This is a genomic window from Marinobacter sp. MIT932201 (assembly GCF_047123295.1).
Lineage (GTDB): Bacteria > Pseudomonadota > Gammaproteobacteria > Pseudomonadales > Oleiphilaceae > Marinobacter > Marinobacter salsuginis.
Genome location: NZ_CP138917.1, coordinates 2,136,425 through 2,157,753, shown reverse-complemented (window position 1 = coordinate 2,157,753; position 21,329 = coordinate 2,136,425). Strand labels below are relative to the sequence as shown.

At 53.4% G+C, this 21,329-nt stretch carries 26 protein-coding genes; 11 read left to right on the top strand and 15 right to left on the bottom strand.

Annotation, left to right across the window (positions count from 1 at the left end; translation table 11 throughout):
• Positions 1 to 60: 60 nt before the first annotated feature.
• Positions 61 to 933, top strand: coding sequence for a pirin family protein (locus SIC15_RS09795; protein ID WP_069185223.1), 873 nt, complete (start codon positions 61 to 63; stop codon positions 931 to 933).
• Positions 926 to 1,543 carry an NADPH-dependent FMN reductase gene (locus tag SIC15_RS09790; protein ID WP_227514627.1) on the top strand — a complete coding sequence of 206 codons (618 nt, stop codon included), beginning with the start codon at positions 926 to 928 and terminating at the stop codon, positions 1,541 to 1,543. Before SIC15_RS09795 ends, SIC15_RS09790 begins: the two co-directional genes overlap by 8 nt.
• A gap of 150 nt (positions 1,544 to 1,693) precedes the next feature.
• On the opposite strand, the gene SIC15_RS09785 is transcribed toward SIC15_RS09790, so the two are convergent.
• The 3 genes from SIC15_RS09785 to SIC15_RS09775 form a co-directional block, all read right to left on the bottom strand.
• Positions 1,694 to 1,930, bottom strand: a complete 237-nt coding sequence (locus SIC15_RS09785; RefSeq protein ID WP_141697250.1) for a hypothetical protein — start codon at positions 1,928 to 1,930, stop codon at positions 1,694 to 1,696.
• A gap of 276 nt (positions 1,931 to 2,206) precedes the next feature.
• Complete coding sequence (locus SIC15_RS09780) at positions 2,207 to 3,049, bottom strand: NAD(P)H-binding protein (protein ID WP_069185226.1); 843 nt, start codon at positions 3,047 to 3,049, stop codon at positions 2,207 to 2,209.
• A 105-nt stretch (positions 3,050 to 3,154) separates the two neighbouring features.
• Entirely contained in the window at positions 3,155 to 4,087 is a 933-nt protein-coding gene (locus SIC15_RS09775) for an AraC family transcriptional regulator ligand-binding domain-containing protein (RefSeq protein WP_412537570.1), read from the bottom strand.
• 330 nt (positions 4,088 to 4,417) lie between these two features.
• Here SIC15_RS09775 and SIC15_RS09770 point away from each other — a divergent pair, with 330 nt between their 5' ends.
• A complete protein-coding gene (locus SIC15_RS09770; RefSeq protein WP_264754188.1) occupies positions 4,418 to 4,552 on the top strand; it encodes a hypothetical protein in 135 nt (44 codons plus the stop codon).
• A gap of 44 nt (positions 4,553 to 4,596) precedes the next feature.
• Here SIC15_RS09770 and SIC15_RS09765 read toward each other — a convergent pair whose 3' ends face one another.
• Both SIC15_RS09765 and SIC15_RS09760 read right to left on the bottom strand, forming a co-directional pair.
• A complete protein-coding gene (locus SIC15_RS09765) occupies positions 4,597 to 5,007 on the bottom strand; it encodes an ACT domain-containing protein (protein ID WP_069185228.1) in 411 nt (136 codons plus the stop codon).
• A 112-nt stretch (positions 5,008 to 5,119) separates the two neighbouring features.
• Entirely contained in the window at positions 5,120 to 6,013 is an 894-nt protein-coding gene (locus SIC15_RS09760) for a LysR substrate-binding domain-containing protein (RefSeq protein WP_069185229.1), read from the bottom strand.
• 114 nt (positions 6,014 to 6,127) lie between these two features.
• Here SIC15_RS09760 and SIC15_RS09755 point away from each other — a divergent pair, with 114 nt between their 5' ends.
• Complete coding sequence (locus SIC15_RS09755) at positions 6,128 to 7,003, top strand: PhzF family phenazine biosynthesis protein (RefSeq protein WP_069185230.1); 876 nt, start codon at positions 6,128 to 6,130, stop codon at positions 7,001 to 7,003.
• A gap of 174 nt (positions 7,004 to 7,177) precedes the next feature.
• Positions 7,178 to 7,321 carry a hypothetical protein gene (locus tag SIC15_RS09750; protein WP_167352731.1) on the top strand — a complete coding sequence of 48 codons (144 nt, stop codon included), beginning with the start codon at positions 7,178 to 7,180 and terminating at the stop codon, positions 7,319 to 7,321.
• Between the two features lie 114 nt (positions 7,322 to 7,435).
• Here the strand turns inward: SIC15_RS09750 and SIC15_RS09745 are convergent, their stop codons facing one another.
• From SIC15_RS09745 to SIC15_RS09730, 4 genes are all read right to left on the bottom strand, one after another.
• Positions 7,436 to 8,194, bottom strand: coding sequence for a protein kinase family protein (locus tag SIC15_RS09745; protein ID WP_069185231.1), 759 nt, complete (start codon positions 8,192 to 8,194; stop codon positions 7,436 to 7,438).
• 196 nt (positions 8,195 to 8,390) lie between these two features.
• Entirely contained in the window at positions 8,391 to 9,344 is a 954-nt protein-coding gene (locus tag SIC15_RS09740) for a LysR family transcriptional regulator (RefSeq protein WP_069185232.1), read from the bottom strand.
• A 135-nt stretch (positions 9,345 to 9,479) separates the two neighbouring features.
• The gene (trxA, locus tag SIC15_RS09735; RefSeq protein WP_069185233.1) at positions 9,480 to 9,803 is read right to left on the bottom strand and encodes a thioredoxin; all 324 of its coding nucleotides are present in this window, start codon (positions 9,801 to 9,803) and stop codon (positions 9,480 to 9,482) included.
• A gap of 117 nt (positions 9,804 to 9,920) precedes the next feature.
• Positions 9,921 to 10,904 (bottom strand): lipid A deacylase LpxR family protein, encoded by a 984-nt coding sequence (locus SIC15_RS09730; protein ID WP_227514629.1) that lies wholly within the window; start codon positions 10,902 to 10,904, stop codon positions 9,921 to 9,923.
• Positions 10,905 to 11,238: 334 nt separating this feature from the next.
• On the opposite strand from SIC15_RS09730, the gene SIC15_RS09725 reads away from it, so the two are divergent.
• Positions 11,239 to 11,490 (top strand): hypothetical protein, encoded by a 252-nt coding sequence (locus SIC15_RS09725; RefSeq protein ID WP_069185235.1) that lies wholly within the window; start codon positions 11,239 to 11,241, stop codon positions 11,488 to 11,490.
• A gap of 70 nt (positions 11,491 to 11,560) precedes the next feature.
• Here the strand turns inward: SIC15_RS09725 and SIC15_RS09720 are convergent, their stop codons facing one another.
• Entirely contained in the window at positions 11,561 to 12,391 is an 831-nt protein-coding gene (locus SIC15_RS09720) for an alpha/beta fold hydrolase (protein WP_069185236.1), read from the bottom strand.
• Between the two features lie 255 nt (positions 12,392 to 12,646).
• On the opposite strand from SIC15_RS09720, the gene SIC15_RS09715 reads away from it, so the two are divergent.
• The 3 genes from SIC15_RS09715 to nrtS are packed head-to-tail and all read left to right on the top strand — an operon-like array spanning position 12,647 to position 14,624.
• Positions 12,647 to 12,940, top strand: a complete 294-nt coding sequence (locus SIC15_RS09715) for a glutaredoxin family protein (protein ID WP_083231897.1) — start codon at positions 12,647 to 12,649, stop codon at positions 12,938 to 12,940.
• A 30-nt stretch (positions 12,941 to 12,970) separates the two neighbouring features.
• Positions 12,971 to 14,392, top strand: a complete 1,422-nt coding sequence (locus SIC15_RS09710) for a dihydrolipoyl dehydrogenase (protein WP_069185237.1) — start codon at positions 12,971 to 12,973, stop codon at positions 14,390 to 14,392.
• A complete protein-coding gene (nrtS, locus tag SIC15_RS09705) occupies positions 14,379 to 14,624 on the top strand; it encodes a nitrate/nitrite transporter NrtS (protein ID WP_069185238.1) in 246 nt (81 codons plus the stop codon). The genes SIC15_RS09710 and nrtS overlap by 14 nt, the downstream gene beginning before the upstream one ends.
• A gap of 27 nt (positions 14,625 to 14,651) precedes the next feature.
• Here nrtS and SIC15_RS09700 read toward each other — a convergent pair whose 3' ends face one another.
• A complete protein-coding gene (locus tag SIC15_RS09700; RefSeq protein ID WP_069185239.1) occupies positions 14,652 to 15,221 on the bottom strand; it encodes a TetR/AcrR family transcriptional regulator in 570 nt (189 codons plus the stop codon).
• 193 nt (positions 15,222 to 15,414) lie between these two features.
• Between SIC15_RS09700 and SIC15_RS09695 the strand changes: the two genes are divergently transcribed.
• Both SIC15_RS09695 and SIC15_RS09690 read left to right on the top strand, forming a co-directional pair.
• Positions 15,415 to 16,011 (top strand): RNA polymerase sigma factor, encoded by a 597-nt coding sequence (locus SIC15_RS09695; protein WP_069185300.1) that lies wholly within the window; start codon positions 15,415 to 15,417, stop codon positions 16,009 to 16,011.
• Positions 16,012 to 16,057: 46 nt separating this feature from the next.
• A complete protein-coding gene (locus SIC15_RS09690) occupies positions 16,058 to 16,528 on the top strand; it encodes a DUF1348 family protein (RefSeq protein WP_069185240.1) in 471 nt (156 codons plus the stop codon).
• A 50-nt stretch (positions 16,529 to 16,578) separates the two neighbouring features.
• Here the strand turns inward: SIC15_RS09690 and SIC15_RS09685 are convergent, their stop codons facing one another.
• The 4 genes from SIC15_RS09685 to SIC15_RS09670 form a co-directional block, all read right to left on the bottom strand.
• Positions 16,579 to 17,181 (bottom strand): RNA polymerase sigma factor, encoded by a 603-nt coding sequence (locus tag SIC15_RS09685; protein ID WP_069185241.1) that lies wholly within the window; start codon positions 17,179 to 17,181, stop codon positions 16,579 to 16,581.
• Positions 17,182 to 17,313: 132 nt separating this feature from the next.
• Positions 17,314 to 18,282 (bottom strand): helix-turn-helix domain-containing protein, encoded by a 969-nt coding sequence (locus tag SIC15_RS09680; protein ID WP_069185242.1) that lies wholly within the window; start codon positions 18,280 to 18,282, stop codon positions 17,314 to 17,316.
• 64 nt (positions 18,283 to 18,346) lie between these two features.
• Complete coding sequence (gene ccoG / locus SIC15_RS09675; RefSeq protein WP_069185243.1) at positions 18,347 to 19,741, bottom strand: cytochrome c oxidase accessory protein CcoG; 1,395 nt, start codon at positions 19,739 to 19,741, stop codon at positions 18,347 to 18,349.
• Positions 19,742 to 19,855: 114 nt separating this feature from the next.
• A complete protein-coding gene (locus SIC15_RS09670) occupies positions 19,856 to 21,256 on the bottom strand; it encodes a PLP-dependent aminotransferase family protein (RefSeq protein ID WP_069185301.1) in 1,401 nt (466 codons plus the stop codon).
• Positions 21,257 to 21,329 lie beyond the last annotated feature (73 nt).

The following is a 21,329-nucleotide window of genomic DNA, read 5'->3' as shown; positions in this document are numbered from 1 at the left end:
TTATCCAAATTCCAAGCTGCTAACTTTTATTAAGACCAGATATGGAACGGAGAAGGACCAATGACCCACCAAGTTGCTCTACAAACTGACTCGCAAACAGCTTTTGCGCAGGTAAAGGGAACTCCATTGAGTGTCGGCTCAGGATTCACGGGAGTAGGTTTTCGTCACGGGCAGTTCTACGGGGCTATGGATCCCCTCATCATGGTTGATCACTATACCATGACGGAACCGACCTTTGGCGCCCACCCTCACGCTGGGCTCTCGGCAGTCACGGTTTTGTTTGAAGATACGCACGGCAAATTCAACAACCGCGACTCCCTGGGGAATGACTTCGACATTAATCCTGGCGATCTCTACTGGCTGAATGCAGGCAGCGGTGCCATTCACGACGAAGCACCACGAAAGGGCGCCAGCATTCATGGCCTGCAGATATTCGTCAACTTGCCCGTCCGCATGAAACACCAGGCGCCAAGCTCCCTCCATGTGAAGCGAGAAGACATGCCGACCCTGAAAGGACAAGGTTACCGTGTACGGCTGGTTCTTGGTCAAAGCAATGGGCTCGAGACGGACGCAGTGTCGGTGTGGCCCGTCACAATCCTTGATGGTTTTGTAGACCAGACATCTGCATTCGAGCATCGCATTCAAACGGGCTTTAATGCCTGGATCTATTCGGTTGAAGGCGACATCGAAGTTCACGTGCGCGGCGAATGGCTCACTCTTCACCAGGGAGAGTCCAGCGCGATTGTTGGTGCGGAGGGCGAGGCGGTCGCAATACGCGGAAAGTCTTCATCAAGCAGCCATTTTGCGGTGCTGTCGGGCGAGACAATCAGTGAAAACTTCGTTCAACAAGGACCGTTTGCCATGAGCACCCAACTAGAGAACGACGAGGTGGTTGCTCGATACAACGCGGGGGAGTTGGGTCGCCTTGTATGACGGCGGCATCCCCTTCCCCAACCGCACAGCTGTTCCATCAATCATCAACCCTGCCGAGGGATTTAACATGAAAGTCTTAACGTTTGCCGCGACCAACAGTCGCAAATCCATTAATAAACAACTCGTGAAGTACGCCGCGACCAAGCTGGCGAATGCTGAGATCGATTATGTCGAGATTAATGATTTTGACTTGCCGATCTACAACATCGACCTGGAAGAACAGTACGGCATTCCCAAGTGCGCGCACGCCTTCCAGGCGAGAATCGAAGAAGCGGACGTGATCCTTGTTTCTTTTGCCGAGCACAATGGCAATTTCACGGTAGCGTTCAAAAACCTTTTCGATTGGATGAGCCGAATTGGCCGAAACGTCTATCGTGATAAGCCAATCGTGATGCTCGCTACGTCTCCGGGGCCAGGTGGCGGAAATACCGTGTTGAAGCTTGCCGAAACCGCCGCACCGTTTTTCAGTGGCAAGGTCGTTGGCAGCCTCAGCATTCCAAGCTTTTTCGATAACTTCGATGTCGATCGTGGCAAGCTGACGAATGGCGATCTGGTTGAAAAGCTTGAAACTGTATTGAATGCCTTTTCCTCTGAACCCCAGGCCGCCTGAAGAAAGCACCAGCGACCAAGCGGATGGTTGACTTTGTATTTCGTCTGTCTGGGCTAGTATCTGAGGCACAAAAAATCCGGCCCCTTGGGGCCGGACATCACGATCACTTTTTTAGCCCCAGTTTTCTCTCCAGAGCTGGGTTCGTTGCCTTTAAATCGCCTTCCTAACAACATCTTGGCGCCCTGCTCTCAAAAGCGTAAAAACGGAACTCACAAATACCCAGCCGAATCCAATCACGCCGACATTAATGCCTGATACCGTCTTTTCCGTACCATCCGGATGCACCATTGATCCGCCGAATAAACCCTGTAAGGCATAGGCTGCAAGGAAACCACCGGTGACCAGCAGCGCAATAACACTTGCTTTGCCCCTTCCATCGGCAGACACCTAGGTAAGCCAAAGAGCAATCGCACCGAGAGAACAATTGGTAATCAGTTGCCACACTTCGTGCAATCTCGCATGGGCTACCCAGTCCGGGTTGAACACGTGGGTATCGTTGATTTCCAAATAAGGAACAGCAATGGCGTAAAGTGCGATTGATATTGTTAACAGTATCTTATCCAGCATTTTTCATGTTCCCTGTGAGTTAAAGGTGGGAAGGGGTCAGGTTTGACGACTGCTGTAGGCGCTTGCCAAACCTGATTCATTTCGGGCCAAACCCGTTTAACGTTCTTCCCAGATACCTGTGCTTGCCACTTCCTCTGCGAAGGTCGCAAAGTCTTTCGGTGGTCTACCAAGAGCCTGTTGAACGCCGTCGGTCAAATGGGCGTTGCGACCATCAAGAACCGTTGCGAAGAGATAATCCAGCATCCAGACCACATCCTCGGGCGCTCCAGCGTTCTCCATCTCGGTGATAAAGGCCTTGTGCGGCACGTCTATGAATGAAATTTCGCGACCAGTCGCGCGGGAAAGGTCCTTGGCTACGTCGGCGAAGGTCATGAGGCGTGGCCCCGTCACTTCATAGATACGGCCGTTGTGGTTGTCTTCAGTCAGCGCAGCAACAGCGACGTCTGCAATGTCATCGACATCAACGAAAGGCTCGACCTGGTCGCCTGCTGGCAAAGTGATAGCACCATTCAACACCATGTCGATGAATGCGCCTTCGGAAAAGTTCTGGTTGAACCAGCTTGCGCGGACAATGGTCCACTCGAGGCCAGATTCCTGAACAATGGCTTCGCAGGCTTGAGCCTCGGCTTCGCCGCGCCCGGACAACAGAACGAGTCGCTTCACTCCGCGTCGCTTTGCCAGGCCAACGAAGGCCTGGATGGCGTCCGTGGCGCCCGGCATCGCGAGGTCTGGCGAGTAGGTAATGTAGGCTGACGTGACACCAGTAAGGCAGGCATCCCAGCCTTTCTCGTTGCCCCAATCAAAAGATGGGATAGCCGAGCGGGATCCCACTCGAACCTCATAACCGCTATCTTTCAGCTGATCAACGACGCGTTTCCCGGTTTTGCCGGTACCGCCCACGACAAGAATGGTTTGATGTGCCTGGTTGGATGATTTCATTGACTTGCTCCCTTTGATGTAAGTGCAAGTCTATTTTCGGGAAACAGCGTCGCTTGTTATTGCCTCAGCATGTCAGAGTTTGTGCAGAGAACGACAACTTGAGACTCAGCACCGACGGTAGGAAAGTCGATAGGATCGAGGAGTCTGCCCTGCCCAACGCTTGAAAGCTCGAGTGAATCCACTCTGCTCCGCAAAACCGGTCAAAAAGGCCACCTCGGCAAGGCTGTAATCAGTCTCCCGGAGCAGCCTTTGAGCGAGATCTCTCTGCGCCATATCAACAACGTTTTGAAAGGAGTAGCCCTGCTCCGACAACCTCCTCTGCAACGTCCGGGCGCCCATTTTCAGTTCGGATGCAATCCGTGACAGCCTGGGCACACCCTCACTGAGCACTTTCACGACAGCGTGCCTGACTTGTTGCTGCAGGTCTATGTCGCTTTTGAGCGAATTCAGTTGCTGTTCAAGATGTTGGTCAAAGAACCGGGCAATCGTCTCGTCGCCCAGTTTATTGGGACTTTCAATACTTTCTTTACTCGCCAGTACAGCATCTCGTCCAGTCTCGAAATGAACCGGGCAACCGAAATGGGCTTCGTAAACTCTGATATCGCCCCTCGGCGCATGCTTGAAACAGATCGCCAAAGGAACAAAGTTCGATGAACTGACTTCTCTGCTGATGGTGTTAACCGCAGCCATGCTGGCCTCATTGGAAAGCAGCATTCCAGGGCAACCATCGCCAGCCTTCTCAAGGTTGAAGAGGAACCCCTCTGCGGTTTCCTCAAGCGAATACGTCTCTGCACTGCCCAGAACATGCCCGTACCGCTCCGCTCGTTTGAAAGAGCCGCGCAGGGTCGGCGCGGATTTCCAGGCCAGACCGAAAGCGCCGTACTCATCGCTTCGCATCGAGGCACCGATCTTAAGCGGTAATAAAAGGCCGCCGGGGTCACGATCAACCAAAGCAGCAAAAAAATTATAATACTCCGATGAAGACACCATCCGGGTCGGATCGATGGGGCCCTCCTTCGAAAGGCCAAGTTTGCCCATCAAGTCCCCCGTTTCGACACCCGGGGTTGCCTGACTCAAGACTTTATAAACATACAGTGACGTTATTTGGGCCATGAGGACATAAGTAATCCAAATTCGAGTGATTGTGCAACTTCTCGAGGCGGGCGGGATTCGAATGCTTTGTCGGAGCTAGCCTTTCGCCCTTTTCAGTGAATATACGGGTATCTCCATACCTCCGGTAATGGTTTCTGCCTACAAACCAGCGCACATCTTCCTCGTATACTAATACTGAGCTTACACACTAGTTTCGGCAATACTTCTGAGTAAATGAGGTGTAGCCGACAACGGATCGTTTGGAGGTTTTACCCTATGAACATTCTTCCCGTAATTTCTCTGTTTGGCGGCCTGGCGGTATTCTTCTCCATCTCTTTGGCTCTGAGCGTCGCAGCTGCGAGTACCCAGGGTAAAAAGCAAGACAACCAGGGCAAACTGGCTGGGTCCTGATTGGCACCTGTCGGGTTGTAGTGCCTTAACGGGCGAACAGATGCCTATCCACCCGGTTGGCTGGCAAGTTCTTTGACTGCTTTCAGCGCCTCGTCGATGCGATCGCTCGGCACGAACATGTGGTCGTGGTAAAAGCCGGCGATGACATTGGTGGTGATGCCCCGCTCTGCCAGGACACTGGTCACGACAGACGTAAGCCCGAGAGCCTCAAGGCTGGAGTGTCCCTCCAGAGTGATTCGCCGGAACACCCTGTAATAATCCAGGCCCTCTGCTTTGGCCTCTTCCAGGGGGATTACCAGGGTCAGCCCCTCAAGTTCGGCAATACTGACAATAGGTTTCAGGTGCTCCAGGTCACCATACTTCGCTTTCTCTACAGTGCAGTAGACGTAGTGAGTTGGATCAACGGTTGGCGAAAGCTGTTTGATTAAATCCTGCAGAAACTGAGTTCGCATCATCTTTTCCTTTCCTCTAGCCGAATGTCGCGCACATATGACAATCTAGCACCGTTTTGGGCCGCTCATTGCAAACTGGTGCTTTCCTGGTGCAGCCATCGAACTGCAAAGCCTTTCATTCCCTCAGTGATGAGACTTCCCCGATAATCCATGAAACAAACGCCCGAACCTTATCCGTTCGAAATTTCGCCTCCGGTGCCACCAAGTAGTATTGGTACTCCGCAGGAACCGAGATATCCATCGGGCACCTGAGCAGCCCGGTTTTCAGGAGATCGGCCACAAGGCTGTACCGCATCAATGCAATTCCCCTGCCCGCAAGCACCGCTTCCACGAGCGTCGCTCCCTCGTTAACCCTCAGTATGATGGAGGAATCGGGTATTTGGGTGCCGAGTTTTTCCTGGAAGTCAGTCCACGAGCTCTCCAGATCGGCTGACTCATCGATAAGCCAGGGCAGGCGCGCCAGTGATTCCCGGGTTACAGGCTTATTGTCAACGAGCATGCCATGACAGACAGGCATCAGTTTTTCTTCCAGCAATAGCCTTGATTCGAGCCCGGGATAGTCGCCTTTCCCAAAACGAATCGCCAGATCGACCCCATCTCCCTGAAAACTCGTCAATTGCAGATTGGGTTGAAGGCTAAGCCTGATTTCCGGATGAGCCCGCTGGAATGACTCGATCCTTGGAACAAGCCAGCGGCTAGCGAAGGATGGAACGGTTGCGACGGTCAATCGTCCTGGATCTGAATCGGGCCGGAACAGGGCAACTCCTCTTTCCAACTCCTGAAAGCCCGTTTCCACATAGCCTGAGAGCACCCTGCCCTCGTGGGTCAATTCCACTTCGCGCGTCATGCGAACGAAGAGCTTCAGGCCCAGAAAATCTTCCAGGCCGCGAATATGAGTACTGACGGCTGCCTGGGAAATACTCAGCGCCTCGGCCGCAGACTTGAAGCTCAGCTCCCTGGCCGCGTATCGGAACGCCTGCAGCGCCCGCAGAGGAGGGAGTTTCTGCATTCGTCTGCTCACCCATAGTTAACTTTTAATTAAGCATAGACCAGTTTTATCCGTTTGTTCCAGGAACCGGCCATTGAAAGAATCAGGTGATACCAATCACCCGAGGAACATCACATGAAAATCGAAGTCCCCATAGTCAGCGCCTTTGTCGACGGCGAAGCCGGCGGAAATCCGGCAGGTGTCGTGTTGAATGCCGAACGATTCAGCTCTGAGCAAAAGCAGAAAATCGCTGCGGCAGTCGGATTGTCAGAAACCGCTTTCGTTTCACCTTCCAAATCTGCAGACATCAAGCTGGAATTCTTCACGCCTACCCAGCAGATCGCTCATTGCGGCCACGCAACAATTGCCACCTTCAGCTTTCTGAAACAAAACGGCTTGTTGGTTCGTGATCGGTCATCGAAAGAAACAATCGATGGCCTGAGATCAGTCAATATGGAGAGCGACTCGGCCTACATGGAGCAAAGAGCACCCCGGTTCGAAACGCTTGGCGAGGATGATCTGCAAGCAACCCTCCAGTCCCTTGGCCTGGCCGCCGACGATCTGATCGAAGGGGCTGTGCCGATGTTGGTCAACACCGGCAATAGCTTCATCGTCATCGGCATTCGAGATAGCAAAACGATTAAAGGCCTTAAGCCAGATTTTGACCTCATTGAGAAACTCAGCGAATCCCTGGATCTGATCGGATTCTACGTGTTTTCCCTTGATGGCGTTGGCGATGGGAGGGACGCAGGAACCCGCATGTTTGCACCCCGCTATGGCATTCTGGAAGAGTCTGCAACGGGAATGGCGGCGGGCCCGCTCGCCTGTTATCTGCGTGAACAATTGGGCATGCAAAAGCACGAGTTCACAATCGAACAGGGACGCTGGATGGCCACACCCTCACCGAGCGTTATCAATGTGAGACTGACCATTGGAAACGACAACGGGATCGAGAACCTGTTCGCGGGTGGTCGGGGATCAATCAAAGAAGTCGTTCACCTGGACCTATGATGATTTGAAGACGAGCGCTATCAGCACGAAAGCGCTCGTCTAAACCCATCACCTGACTTGATGTGTTGTATACCGCAAAGCAATTTTTTCTGAAGACGGGAAACCAAGAGAATAACCATCAAGCCAATACGGCGATGCTGTTTAACTTAACTCTCCTGAAAGGTGGAATATCACATGAACGCAATCAACAAGTTCTTTCTCGTTTTCTCTGTCGTCGCTTTCTCTGCTTTCGCACAGGCCGAAGGTGTAAGCCAGGAAGATATCGATCGTGGCAACAACCCGGCCATCGAAACGGTCGAGCTCGGTATCAGCAACTAAGCTGAGCACACCGAAAAGGGGCGGTCATCACGACCGCCCCTTTTTTTGCCTGCCTATTGATCCAGTTTCCTGCGCTGCGCTTAAGGGAAAAATGGAGCGGCAGAACGCCGCTCTTCAGGTGAAAGACACAAGCACCAACAGTCCGAAAAACACGCTGATAACAGTCGTGACACCAGAAAGGTCCGCGCTGCCGGTGTCGCCTGTTACCCACCGACGCGCAGCTTTCAGGAAACGTTTGGGCGTGTAGATGTTCTTGCGGTAATTGCTCTGATAGTAGTGCAGTAGAAACAACGGCATGGATTCCTTGTCGAAACGGTGCCACAGCTTCAGAACTCCGAGTATATCCTTGCGACAGGCCCAGCTCTGAACAGACGATGGCAGCCAGCTCAAAGGTATCGCCGAGCCGAAATCGATGATGGCCGGCGCTCCCTGGGCAGAAACCAGGATGTTTCCGGAATTGCCCAGATCCATGTGTACAACGCCATGCTGATGCAACGTTTTTACATCGCTGAACAGCTTTGAAAAGAAGTTTGCAGGCACGCCATTGCTTGCCGCGACATCTTTTATCGACTTCCCTTCAATCAACCGGTAATGGATTGTCGGAGAGGCGTCGGACCGGCGACTTACCTGGTCTGGAGTGAAGTCGAGATGCTCAACTTTTTTCAGCATCCTGAGTTCGTGGGCGACCAGAAACCGGAAATAGTTGCCCAACAGGCCGTGGGAAAATCTGAACGCCTTGTAGACGTGTTTGTTGCCGCTGGCGTCCGAATCAACGGAGATGATTGGCTTATACCATTTCTGATTTGCGGCATCGTTGACTTTGATGGGCTCCAGGCCGGACCCCATTGACGGGCAGTTCACTTGACCGTTCATACCCTCCTCCCAATTCGTGAAGAACTCAGATAATTGGGGCAAGAGGACCGAACTGGGCGTCTCCCAACCGGCACTCATGCCGATGCCGCTGCTAGCGTCATCTGGGGAGCATTATTGGGAGTTTCCGGGATCCTGAATAATTCCGTTGCTGTATCTTTGTCATCACGAAAAATGATGACTGCCTCTGGCCAACCGCTCAGGCGATGGCTTTTGCAGGCGAAAGACCGCAAGGCGAGTTGGTCATGATGTCATGCCATCGTTCTCGCAGCAGCCGCTCCACGTGGTCCCGCAACCAGACAATGCCGGGGTCACGATCATGGCGCGTGTGCCAGATAAGGTACAGGCTGGTCGGGTCGACTTCGAAAGGAAGCTGCCCCATCCACAGGCCATCCACGAACCCACAATCCTGGCTGATCAATTCGGGAACCGCGGCGATGAGATTCGAATCCCGTAGAACCTGGGGAACAATCGAAAAATGGTTGACCGTCGCGGCAATGCGCCGGTTCTGGCCCTTCTGGTCGAGGTAGCTATCCACGAAGCCATGGGCATCGCCGGACATTGTCACCAGCAGGTGCCGGGCCTCGAGAAATTCCTCCATGGTAATCTGTCGGCCAGCCAGGGGGTGGTCGGCGCGCATCGCCAGAACATAACCGCCCTCAAAAAGCCACGTACTGCGCAGACTGTGATCATGTTGGGTCAGCATACCGACCGCCAGATCCACGTGGGCCTCGCGCAAGTCGTCGTAGGTGCCTTCGGGCGTATAGGGCACCGCGTGGATATCAACACCAGGCGCCTGCTCCTCCAGCAACTCAATTAACTGCCGCCAGATCATTTCAACAATCACATCCGTCACGGCAATCCGGAATTTTCGCTTTGATGTGGCCGGATCAAATTGCGTGGCGCTGACTGCGTTGGTCAATGCGTACATATGGTCGCCTACCTGATCCCACAGGCTGAGCGCATAGGATGTTGGCTCTATATTGCGGCCCTTTCGCACAAACAATGGGTCGTTCCAGATCTGGCGCATCCGGGAAATCGCATTCGATACCGCAGGCTGGGTCATGGCAAGCCGATCTGCTGCGCGGGTTACGGAGCGCTCGGTCATGATCGCATCAAAGATGTACAGCAGCTGGAGTTCTTGCGTTTTCATTCAATGTTCCTGGGGAATGGGTCCGGTCAAGTCTGGCTTGGAAGTGCCTGGACCGCAATTGCGGTATGTATTTAGGCGTGGTTTTCTTGAGTAAGAAGCGAAGAAGCCTCCCGATCGGGAGGCTTTGGGTAAGGTTTACAGATTCCCTTTTACGAAAGTTCTCAGCTCACTCAGGCTCCCAGCTCCGGTCTTTTGGGCAACAACGCCGCCTTCTTGAAACAGCGCCAGAGTCGGAATACCTCGGATACGCATCTTTGCCGTTATATCGGGGCTGTCGTCCACGTTCACTTTGGCGATGGTCAACTGCTCGCCAAATTCATCAGCGATTGCCTCCAGCATGGGGGCGACGGTCTTGCAGGGGCCGCACCAGGGCGCCCAGAAGTCGACCAGTACGGGGCGATCACTCTGAACAACCGCTTGCTCAAAATTCACATCTGTTACTTCTATCATGTTGCTCATCGGCAAACCTCTTCTCTGTAAAAACCTGTTTCAAACACTGAAGCCTTCTGTTGGCGAAAACCAATAGCGGGACTGTATAAGTTGTATTTCTTCTGATGATGATTCCCTCCCCGGCTCTTACAGTCGCTTGCTAAAAACCAGCCCACCCCACGCCAGCGTGCGGTTCCCTGTACCGGATTTGATTTCGGAACTCTGTACACGCAGCACATAACTCAATTCAGTGCCTGCCAGGAAGCTGTGGGTGTAGCCCGCCCACACTTCTGCCAGCAGAATGTTCAGATCGTTGGCATCCAGTTCGTGGTCTGAGTCACGAAACTGCCCCTGAAGAAAAGCGTTATAGGCCCGAGCTTTTACCGACAAGCCGCCCCAGAAATAGTGTTCACGTCCCCCTGGAGCTGATACCCCGGGCGCTCGTTCGCCGTAAGCCATCAACTCCGGATTAAAGCGGTTATCCGGGGAGGAAATCAGACCATCCCGGAAGACGAGTGCCGCACCAAACTCAGTCAGGTATCCGGCTGATCCAAAATACGTCACTTTGAACTGTTGGTCTGATTCGCTGGCATCCAGATATTGGTGGTACGCCGCAGAGTACCGAAAAGTCGGTTCACCACCATTCGAGATCTGATGATCCCAACCGTTCGCACGATCGCTACCCACTATTTTGTGCACCGCGTTCTGGCCGGATTTGAGGATATCAAGCCCGAGTACGCCAACCGTCATAGATGTTGTCCACCCCGAATCAGCGCCTGGCGTCTGGTAGCTCTGGCTTGAGGAAAAGTAAACCAGGCTGCTGTATGGTCGATCGCTACGATCAATTGCCGATTCCTTGATTTCCTCGGGCGTAAAGCCGTAAACACCCAGTTCAAGTGCGGCACTCCCCGGTTCTCCAACCTCCCCGCCCAGCTGAGGCAGCAAAACACTGTCCAACCCCTGACTCACACTGGACACCGGGTTACGGATGAAATCCTCTGAATTGGAAGAATAGGTAATCGCAACACCGGCTGTGTAATCCCGATCTGTCTGTGTTGGCGCAAACAGGTCATTATCAGTAGAGAGCGCAAGCACAGAATCAGCAGACTCGGCCTGCACAGTTGAAGCCATAGCCACAGCCAGAAGAGAAACGGTCAAGAAACGAAAAACCATAGCCAACTCCGAAAATGTGTCGGTAAAAACGTTGGCTGCTATTTTTCGAATACCGGGCCCGCACGACTAATCAAGCGTCGATATTTAAAACATCACTTGCGCTTATAAATAAGTAGTAATACGAGTGCCTTTTAGGGTCTTACGGCCACGCTTCATCACTGAAAATGATGCTTTCCATACTGTTTCAGAATTATTCCTCCACCTTCTCCATCCACATAATTCGCTCATCTGATATCCGAGCCATTGGGGCCTCGGAGTCAGCTGAACCGACTAACACTATGGAGAATTGAAAATGCGTAAATTTGCACTGATTACCCTCGCTTCACTCGTTACCATCGCTGCCCTGCCCGCCCATGCAACCCTCGCAGACCGGAAATCCGATCAGCCGCGTTCCGAGCAGGTCCAACCTGCGCCCTACAGTGGCCAGATCGTGATTCGTGGCGAGATCCAGAACCGGGACGCTAACCACGAGAATGCAGAACCGGCTCCCTACAGCGGTCAAATTGTCATTCGTGGTGAAGTACGTTCTGGCACCCACGGTTAAGCGTTAGACATTTCATCTGCGTCTTGGCACCAGGGATGGTGCGTTTTTCCTGATCCGATACCATTTCGGACTAAGGCCTGAACGGTGAATTCGAAAATTCAACAATTTCCTTAATGACCTCAGGTTTTTGCAAAAGCCGGCTATGGCCATAACCCGTTGTATGGGTCAAACGGCTCCTCGGGAACGCCGCGTGCAGTGCTCTGGATTCCGCAACCGGAACCTCGGTATCCCGGTCATCGTGAATCAACAACACGGGTGTTTCGATCGAGGGGGCCAATGCAACAAGATCCAGTCGGTCGACACTCAATCCCACCGTTCTTTCCATATCGTTTACGAACAGACGTTTACTGCGTTCCCCAAGGTTTACGAAATTGGCGAACCGGCTCAGGACCCCCTCAATCGTTGCCGGTCCAGAAACCAGTACCAGGCGTTCAAAGCAGTTTCTGGTGGACTGGGCATAAACAAGCGCAGCGGCTCCCAATGAATGGCCAACCCCAACGTCGAAAGACGAGCCAGCGTATTGATGAGCTTCCAGTACAGCCTCGATAAACCGCCCCGGATGTGATTCGGTGGCCGGCGACTCACCATGCCCTGCCGGATGCACCGCGTAGATGGTGTATTCCTGGGGATCAATCTCACTGATCAAATCCTTGAATTGCCCGATCCAGCCGGACCACCCGTGCAAGAGCAGGATTTTCTTTGGGCCAACTCCGTAGATCGAGAGTAGACCGTCATTACTGAGCGGCACGACTCGTTCGAACAGCGTTCGGGATGAATTTCTGCGTTCTGTCTTGATTCGTGGGCTGGTCATAAGTTCGACAGCTTTTGAAGCCGCTTTTGCTGGCATCAATCGGCTGTAGAAACCGAAAGCAGCCTGGAACACAGTAAGCGAAAGGTTCATGTTCGTTTCCTCAGTCTGATGAACAATGAATCGTCGATTGAGCGGAACCGCTTTCCGTCTCGAATCGGTTTTCATAAAGTGTATATACATTCTAATCAGAGCTGCAAGCAGAATTGTATATTTCTTGCCCAACGTCCTTCTTCGCGAACAGGGTCCCCCTGAAACAGATGGACAACTATTCCAACCGTCCTGCCGCCTCCAGCGTGCCTGAACAACAGAGAATGGCAGGCACATTCACTACGAAGGAGACAGTCCATGTCCGTCAGTTCGCAAACCACATCGTTCTCTCTTTACCACCATCGCTCGTGCCCTTTTTGCGCATATACCCGCTCTGCGATGAAGCCCATCGACATTGAAGTGGAGGAACGTGACATCGTCAGAAACCCTGCATACCGGTCAGAGCTGATCAATGGCGGAGGTCGGGCACAGGTTCCCTGCCTGAGAATCGAGTCAAAGGGGAAGGTTCGGTGGCTGTACGAATCCCAGGATATCGTCCGCTACCTGCAGCGCCATGCCGCCCAGTCGGCTGATCACAATCAAACCGCATGAACGGTCCTCATAACCTACAGGAAAGTAAAAATGCTCAAACGAAAGGTTGATGTTGCCATCATTGGCACGGGCACGGCTGGTATGGGTGCCTACCGCGAAGCTCGCAAATTTACCGACAGCATCGCGCTGATTGAGGGCGGCCATTACGGCACCACTTGCGCGCGTGTCGGCTGCATGCCCAGTAAGCTTTTGATTGCCGCGGCAGAAGCCGCCCACGGCGCAAAGCATGCGGGGGGGTTCGGGCTCAATGTCCCGACCGTTGAGACTGACGGTGCGGCGGTCATGGATCGCGTGAAAAAAGAGCGCGACCGTTTCGTGGGGTTTGTTGTTGAAGACGTCGATGAGTTTGATGATAGCCACAAGGTCCGTGGTTACGCTCGCTTTCTCGACGCCCATCGTTTGCAGATTGATACCGGGCTCGAAATTACCGCCGACCGGATTGTTATCGCAACGGGTTCCAGACCGTTCATTCCTGAAGTACTCGAGGGTGCGGGCAAACGCCTGCTCATCAACGACGATGTATTCGAACTGGAGCAACTTCCGCAATCCGTGCTCGTGGTCGGCACAGGCGTTATTGGACTCGAGTTAGGGCAGGCTCTGAGCCGGCTAAACGTGGACGTTACAATGCTGTCGCGCAACGAATCGATTGGCGGAATTGCCGACGACGAAATTCGTCAGATTGCAGCGGATACTTTCCAGTCTGAATTTGACCTGATCCTTTACGCGGATGTCCTCGGAGCAAAGGAAACCCTAAACGGAGTGCAGGTGACCTACCGCACGTCCGGAGGTGTGGTTCATACAGTCGTGGTGGACTATGTTCTGGCAGCGACCGGTCGAATTCCGAATACTGACAAGCTTGGCCTCGAGAATACCGGCATTGAACTGGACGCCCGCGGCGTTCCTGGCTTCGATCATTACACCTTGCAGACCCGTGAGTCGCACATATTCATCGCAGGTGATGCTAACAATGAGCTGCCCTTGTTGCATGAAGCCTCAGATGAGGGGCGTATCGCAGGCCGTAACGCCGGCACGTTTCCCACGGTAGAAGCGGGTCATCGTCGTGCCGCGCTGGGCGTTGTCTTTTCCGACCCGCAAATTGCCAGTGTCGGCAAACGAGCGCACGAACTGCTGGCCGACAGCTTCATCTCCGGAAAGGTGAGCTTCCACAATCAGGGAAGAAGCCGCGTAATGGCCAAAAACCAGGGCATGCTGAAAGTCTACGCCGATAAGAGCACCGGCACGCTGATGGGCGCTGAAATGTTTGGGCCAGCAGCAGAGCATATTGGTCACCTGCTGGCCTGGGCTGTGCAGCAGTCTCTGACGGTGAACGAGATACTCGGAATGCCTTTCTATCACCCTGTTATTGAAGAAGGTGTTCGCACCGCCTTCCGGGATGCCGCAGAAAAGCTCAGACAGGCCGAACGTAAGGAGGCGCCTCATGCAGCTGCTTGAACTGTTTAAGCGTTATTACACACAGGCGACAAGAGTTGCCCTGGTGGTGGGTACGATTCTGTTACTGATAAATCAGCACGATGCGCTTTTTGGATATCAGCACATTCAATGGCTGCCGGCAGTCTTGACCTACTGCGTTCCATTTTGCGTTTTCATGCTTGGCAAATGGTCCAGCGACCGGGATTGTGAAAGGTCCTCTGGCCTCAATGTGCCAATTTCAAGGTACCGTTGAACCCCGAATTTCGCCGCACAGTTTTTTTCAGTGCGGCGAAATCATCCTTGAGGCAATTGCCTTTGCCTTCAACGCCGCATCCAGATCGCCTTCAACGTGCGCTTTAACGATGGCACCCTCTTTAAGCAAAAACAGCGCATTGGCCAGTTCATCTGCTTCGGTCTCTGAAGTACAGATTTCCAGAGCGTGCCGCTTCAGTAGCTCAAAAACTTTTGTTTTATGAGCCGCGCAGCGTTTGTGGACCGGGTGATCCGGGTCGCTGTACTCACCGCAGGTGTTGATGAAAAAACAACCGTAGAAACGCTGGAGTGACGGAACTCGGTCATTGAACCAGTCGTGAACCGCATCAAACATCTCCATCAGAGCCTCTCTTCCCGCCGGCTGGCTGTTCATTCGCGACTCAAGCCATTGGAAAAAAAGTTTGTCCCGGTGCTCAACGGCAGCCTCCACAAGACTGTCTTTGCTCTCAAAATGGTTATAGAGCGTTTGCTTTGCAACACCCGCTTCCTGCAGCACTTGGTTAATGCCGATGGCGTGAATTCCATGTTCGTAAAACAGACGCAATGCGGTGTCGATCAGATCCTGCCGTCGTCCCACGTGTTCACCTCCGATTTTTTTTCGTTGAATATATGTTGACCAATTTAGACAGATCTGTCTAGAATTAAAAATAGACCGACTTGTCTACTTCAGGAAATGCCAGTTTGGGAAGCGAAGCAGGGTATTTTTTGACTGGTGTTGTTGTCGGTTTCATTTGCGAACCACCAATGAAAACGGCATGGAGACAAGCAAGATGGACATTCAAATTAAAGTCACCCGGAAGGAAACGGCTTTTGAGCATGAGGCAGGCTTGATTGATGGCTTGCAAGCAGGCCATCCGAGGGCCTTTGATGAAGCTTACCGGAGATACCATCCGGTAATGCTTCGAGTGGCCGCCAAATACACCTCTGCGGCCGTTGCTGAAGATATCGCGCAGGAGGCCTGGATGGCTGCGATTGGAGCCATCGCGTCGTTCGAGGGCCGTTCGTCGCTGAAAACGTGGCTGTGCCGGATCGTCACCAACAAAGCCTTCAACACCTACCGTGAAAACCGAAGGGAATTTCCTGCTTCGCCAAGCCTCGCTCTGTTATCCGATAACTCACCAGACAACCAATTTGGTGGCACCGCCGGGCATCTTAGCGAACCGGAGTTGGCTACCCAGACTGCAAAGGTTCAGGAACGCATTCGCGTTGAAATGAAGAATATGAACCGGGATTACGCCAACGCGATTCTGCTAAAGGGCATGAGCGCGCTCACCGGTTCGCAGGTTTCGGATGTGCTGCAGATCTCCCATGGAAATCTGCGAGTCATCCTGCACCGTGCACGAAACGAGCTGGCCGCCCTGCTCTGATCCAGGCGGCCGCACCAATCTGTTTGCCAAGAAATGGAGAACCAACATGACTTCCCAACGTCCACCACTACCACCCTTCACCCGGGAAAGCGCCATTGAAAAAGTTCGCCTTGCCGAAGATGGCTGGAACAGCCGGGATCCGGCAAAGGTTGTCCTCGCCTACACCGAGGACACACGCTGGCGTAACCGGGCCGAGTTCGCCAACGGCCGCAAGGAGGTCGAAGAATTCCTCACCCGCAAATGGAATCGTGAACTGGATTACCGTCTGATCAAAGAACTCTGGGCCTACACCGACAACCGCATCGCCGTGAGATATGCCTATGAGTGGCATGATGACAGCGGAAACTGGTTCCGCTCCTATGGCAATGAAAACTGGGAATTCGATGCGGACGGTCTCATGCAGCGTCGATTCGCATGCATCAACGACAGCCCCATCAAAGAGTCAGATCGGCTTTTCCGTTGGCCACTGGGTCGCAGACCGGATGATCACCCGGGGTTGAGTGATCTGGGGCTGTGATACTTTATATAGCTGGCGGACTATTAACTCTCAGAGCGCGGTCGCTGCCCTTATGCCTGGAGCACGGCCGCTAGCTCGTTTCTCGCTCGATGCAGTATGACCCGGAGGTTTCCGTGAGAAATCTGCAACACCTCAGATACCTGCGAGCCCGTCAGTTGGGTCATGCCTTTCAACAGAATCGCGTGGGCGTGATCCCGGTTCATATTCTTCATTTCAATCCGAATGCGCTCCCGGGCCCTGGACGTCTGCACAGCCAGTTCCGGTTCGCTGAGATGACAGGAAGCACTGACACCCTGGTTCTCGGCTGATTGGTCTGACAGCATTGCAAGGCTGGGCGTCGCAGGGAATTCCGGCCGCTTTTCCCGATAGGTATTGAACGCTTTATTGATCACGATCCGGCACAGCCAGGTTTTCAGGGACGAACGGCCCTCGAACGACGCGATGGCTCCAATGGCAGCCAACCAGGCCTCCTGGGCAATATCTTCGGCAACGGCCGCAGAGGTGTACTTGGCGGCCACTCGCAGCATTACCGGGTGATACTTCCGATACGCTTCATCGAAGGCTATCGGATCCCCAGTTTGCAAGCCCTCTATTAAATCAGCCTCGCGCCCAAAGGCGGGTACTTTCTGAATGTTTTTTGGTTGGATATTCATGCTGCACTCCTCCAGCTCCGCCTTGGGGACACATCGCGATAGATCAGTTATGCATCCACATTAGGGGGATTCAGAGATGGCAGCATGCTTCTGGGTGAATCTTCTTTGAACTGTCCGTGCAGGCTTGTTCACCTAGTCGTAAAGAACTAAACCTTCATTCGAAGCATGCCGAAATTCGTAGGGGGTCAAGCCAAACTCGGACTTAAAACGTCGGCTGAAGTGCGTGGGATGCTGGAAACCCCAGCCAAGCGCGATCTCCGTGATCGTTCGGCCCGTCATCGCAGGATTCGAAAGATCCCGCCGACAGCGCAGCAGGCGCTGGCTTATCAGATACTGCAATGCAGTTTGCCCTTCCGATTGGAAAAGAGAATGCAGGTGCCTCAAGGAAATTTGGTGCGCAGAGGCAATGCCCTGAAGGGATAAGTCCGGATTACTCAAATGTTTATCAATGAAACGCTTGATCCGAATCAGTTGATGCCGTTCATAAAACTCGCCTCGACTGGTCGGCGGTCCGAGAGTACTGACCAGTGTGCCCATCAGCGCATCCGTTAAAGCGTCGCTGTTTTCCAGCCTGCCGGCTAAAAATTGCGGCGCCATTGATTGGATCAACGCGCACAACAATGATGCTGTGGTGGAGTCTCTGGCAAATTTGTTGTCAATGAGATGCCAGGAGCCTGGCAGCCAGTTCCTCAAACGCGCCAGAGGCATCAGCACCGAGATCTTGTGCAGCTTTTCCGTAACATCGAATGTCATTGGGCGCGTTGTATTCCATAAAATAATGTCCCCGGCCGTCAGTTCGAAGCCTTTCGAATCAATCGTGAATCTCTCTTGCCCCGAAAGAACCAGTTGCAGGATGACTGTCTCCAGGTCATCGCCGGATATTTCTTTAGCCTGGCGAGCACCACCACAGGGGTCGCAAACGCAGTTGACGACTCCGAAGTTACCAACGGAACGATGGACTACTCCCGCCGTAAAGTCATCATACGCGGCTTTCCTGGGCCTCCAAAGCCCATAAACAGTCCCCAGTTTTTCAGTCCACTCATCATAGGGAATGGCACTGCCCCCAGAGATGGGGCCTGTTACATCCTGCGTCTGTAACATCTCAGATACCTTTAGTTGTCATACTCAACTTTTTGAGTTTAGCTGGCAGCATTGATCGACGCCATCAATGCTCTGACGGAGCAAGGAACGTACTGGTTTCGGTAACCAACGCCTTCTCCCCATGCAGGGTGCTGATCTGAAAAACCATGTCGTTGGCGCCAGCATTGAGGGAGGATGCAGGCAGAGCCACGGAATAAGGAACCTCAACCTTCTCTCCGGCCTCAACTACCACGCCCAAGGGGCCTGTGGTTGACGCTCGCAAGGGATCTTCAACCTCTATGATGAGGTACTTCTGGCTGCTGTCTTTGTTCGTGAGTTTCAGCAGATAGCTGTTTTCGATCTCGCCCTCACTCGTATACCGGTACATACCCCGGTCTCTTTCAACATCGAGCGTAATCAAAGGCCTGGACACCACGCCCCATGCAAACAGCCCAATCATCACAACCAGGAAGGCGAAATACCCCACCAGTCGTGGTCTCAACAGATTTGTTTTCCCGCCCTTCAGGTCGCGTTCACTGGCGTAACGCACCAGGCCACGGGCGTATCCCATCTTGTCCATGATCGAGTCGCAGGCGTCGATGCAGGCGGCACATCCAATACACCCCATCTGCAACCCGTCCCGAATATCAATTCCTGTCGGACACACCTGCACGCACAGCTGACAATCAATGCAGTCACCCAGCTCCGCTGAAGCTGGCGTAACATCCTTTCTCCGAGAACCTCTCGGTTCACCCCGTTCAGCGTCATAGGAAATAACCAAGGAGTCTGCATCCACCATGGACGACTGGAATCTGCCGTAAGGGCACATGTGGAAACAGACTTTCTCGCGCAGCCAACCAGCATTCAGATAAGTGGCCGCCGTGAAGAACAGAACCCAGAACACGGCCCATCCTGATGCTTCCAAGACAAAAAGATCTAGGGCAAGATCGCGTATCGGTGTGAAATACCCTACAAACGTTATCGCCGTTAAGAGACTGATGAGGAGCCAGAGCCCATGTTTGGAACCGCGGCGAACGAGCTTCTTCACGCTGAGAGGCGCTGCATCAAGCTTGATCCTTTTTGATCGATCGCCCTCCGCCACTCGCTCCGCCCACAGGAAGACCCAGGTCCAGACACTCTGAGGGCACGCGTAGCCGCACCACACTCGACCCGCCAGTACCGTCAAGAAAAACAGGCCGAATGAACAGATCAAGAGAATCCCGGAGAGCAACACCAGATCTTCCGGCCAGAACGTGGCGGAAAAGATATGGAACTTCTTCTCTGAGAGATCCCAGAGGACTGCCTGTCTGCCACCCCAGTCGAGCCACGCCACACCAAAATACAGCGCAAAGAGAACAAGACCTCCGGTAATTCGCACACGACGATAGAAACCGGAGAAACTTCGGGGTTGGATTTTGTGGTCGGCCTCGAGGACTTTCGAAGTTGACTCGATTTGCTTTACAGAGATAAGGCGACTCATTTGTTGCGCACCTTGCCATCACCAGGGAATAAAAGGTGACGCGAGGTTAATGGATCGCACTTAACGGGGGCAGGACCACTTTTTTAATATTTGATAGGGACAGATGACGGAACTTCAGAACATGAGTGCGGGTAGTCTCTGCAACGCATCTGTTCGTGCTTCGTTCCACGGATGGGCAAAGCTGATTCTCAGGCAGTTCGAAAACTTTCCGGAAACCGAGAAGAGGCTACCGGGCGTTATGACAATACCCTCCTTGAGGGTTTTGGCGTAAAGGTTCAACGTGTCGATTTCTGGCGGCAGCTCCACCCACAAAGCCAATCCACCCTGAGGCGCGGTTGCTTTCAAAGGCACCGGCCAGTCCCCGAGCAAACCCACCAAATGGTCTCGCTGCTGGCGCAAGCATTGCCGATACCGTCGGAGGTGCGATGCGTAGCCGCCCTCGGCAATAAAGCTTGCCACGCCTTGCTGCAAAAACCGGCTACTGGCCAACTGAGAGGTCAATTTCAGCTGCAGTATACTTCGATGCCACCGGCCACCCGAAACCCATCCCAAACGCAGGTCTCGAGAGAGAATTTTCGAGAAAGAACTGCAATAGATGACGCGGTCATGGTCATCAATCGCCTTCAGGGAATCGGGAGTGTTAAACCATCCTGACTCGCCGTATATATCATCTTCAATGATGGCCAGATCATGTCGTTCGGCAAGCTCAAGCAACCGTCGACGGTCTTCGGAAGGCATGACAGCTCCGGTAGGAGTGGCAAAGGACGGTGAAACCACGCACGCCTTGATATCCCAGACTTGAAGGCTCTCTTCAAGCGCCCGCATGTCCATACCACTCGTTGGCGAGGCCGGTATCTCGATCACCTTGAGCTCCAGTTGTTCAAGCAACTGGAGAACCCCATAAAACCCCGGGGCTTCAACTGCAACCACGTCACCGCTCTGGCAAACCACCATCAGGGCCAGGAACAGGGACTGCTGACAACCAGCAGTAATACAGAACTGATCGGCCTCCGCCTTCCACCCTCTTTTAGCGGCTCGAAGCGCAAGCTGGGCCCTCAACGCCTGATCACCAGCCGGCTCGTCATAATATTGAAAGCTCGCAGACTGGCGACGCAGGGCCCGGCCGATCGACCGGTTCAGCTGAATTATGCCCGGTGGCGGCTCGTCGCTTTGGAGATCCGGGAGCAAATCAAAGGCAGCGCTCCGGGTCATGATGTCCTGAAAAACCTGGCTAACCGACACAGGCTTGGGTGAGGCAGGCATGGCGGCTTGCCTGGGGGGCTCGAACTCGCTTTGCCCCAACGACACAAAAAAGCCGCTTCGCTCCCGGGCCTGAATCAATCCCTGAGCCTCAAGCCGCTGAAGCGCGTGCTGTACGGTAATCTTGGAAAACCCGTAGCGGTTGCAGAGTTCTCTTATGGATGGCATTCGTTCGCCGGGCCGCCATCGACCACCCTCGATACTCTTTCGAAGAGTATTCTCAAGCGCCTGGTATTTGGGCAAATCGACTGTCATTGCCTGATCCATCTCCACACACTCAGGGATTTATTCGGAACATCGAGCGAAAGCGAACCTTACCCGATTTCCA

Coding starts and splice junctions, on each gene's coding strand:
- SIC15_RS09685 (WP_069185241.1), bottom strand. CDS start 17,181: ATGAATATCCAACCAAAAAACATTCAGAAAGTACCCGCCTTTGGGCGC.
- SIC15_RS09690 (WP_069185240.1), top strand. CDS start 16,058: ATGACTTCCCAACGTCCACCACTACCACCCTTCACCCGGGAAAGCGCC.
- SIC15_RS09745 (WP_069185231.1), bottom strand. CDS start 8,194: ATGAACGGTCAAGTGAACTGCCCGTCAATGGGGTCCGGCCTGGAGCCC.
- SIC15_RS09760 (WP_069185229.1), bottom strand. CDS start 6,013: ATGCAGAAACTCCCTCCTCTGCGGGCGCTGCAGGCGTTCCGATACGCG.
- SIC15_RS09695 (WP_069185300.1), top strand. CDS start 15,415: ATGGACATTCAAATTAAAGTCACCCGGAAGGAAACGGCTTTTGAGCAT.
- SIC15_RS09725 (WP_069185235.1), top strand. CDS start 11,239: ATGCGTAAATTTGCACTGATTACCCTCGCTTCACTCGTTACCATCGCT.
- SIC15_RS09765 (WP_069185228.1), bottom strand. CDS start 5,007: ATGATGCGAACTCAGTTTCTGCAGGATTTAATCAAACAGCTTTCGCCA.
- SIC15_RS09710 (WP_069185237.1), top strand. CDS start 12,971: ATGCTCAAACGAAAGGTTGATGTTGCCATCATTGGCACGGGCACGGCT.
- SIC15_RS09730 (WP_227514629.1), bottom strand. CDS start 10,904: ATGGCTTCAACTGTGCAGGCCGAGTCTGCTGATTCTGTGCTTGCGCTC.
- SIC15_RS09795 (WP_069185223.1), top strand. CDS start 61: ATGACCCACCAAGTTGCTCTACAAACTGACTCGCAAACAGCTTTTGCG.
- nrtS (WP_069185238.1), top strand. CDS start 14,379: ATGCAGCTGCTTGAACTGTTTAAGCGTTATTACACACAGGCGACAAGA.
- SIC15_RS09680 (WP_069185242.1), bottom strand. CDS start 18,282: ATGTTACAGACGCAGGATGTAACAGGCCCCATCTCTGGGGGCAGTGCC.
- SIC15_RS09770 (WP_264754188.1), top strand. CDS start 4,418: ATGAACATTCTTCCCGTAATTTCTCTGTTTGGCGGCCTGGCGGTATTC.
- SIC15_RS09720 (WP_069185236.1), bottom strand. CDS start 12,391: ATGAACCTTTCGCTTACTGTGTTCCAGGCTGCTTTCGGTTTCTACAGC.
- SIC15_RS09750 (WP_167352731.1), top strand. CDS start 7,178: ATGAACGCAATCAACAAGTTCTTTCTCGTTTTCTCTGTCGTCGCTTTC.
- SIC15_RS09740 (WP_069185232.1), bottom strand. CDS start 9,344: ATGAAAACGCAAGAACTCCAGCTGCTGTACATCTTTGATGCGATCATG.
- SIC15_RS09715 (WP_083231897.1), top strand. CDS start 12,647: ATGTCCGTCAGTTCGCAAACCACATCGTTCTCTCTTTACCACCATCGC.
- SIC15_RS09755 (WP_069185230.1), top strand. CDS start 6,128: ATGAAAATCGAAGTCCCCATAGTCAGCGCCTTTGTCGACGGCGAAGCC.
- SIC15_RS09780 (WP_069185226.1), bottom strand. CDS start 3,049: ATGAAATCATCCAACCAGGCACATCAAACCATTCTTGTCGTGGGCGGT.
- SIC15_RS09670 (WP_069185301.1), bottom strand. CDS start 21,256: ATGACAGTCGATTTGCCCAAATACCAGGCGCTTGAGAATACTCTTCGA.
- SIC15_RS09775 (WP_412537570.1), bottom strand. CDS start 4,087: ATGGGCAAACTTGGCCTTTCGAAGGAGGGCCCCATCGATCCGACCCGG.
- ccoG (WP_069185243.1), bottom strand. CDS start 19,741: ATGAGTCGCCTTATCTCTGTAAAGCAAATCGAGTCAACTTCGAAAGTC.
- trxA (WP_069185233.1), bottom strand. CDS start 9,803: ATGAGCAACATGATAGAAGTAACAGATGTGAATTTTGAGCAAGCGGTT.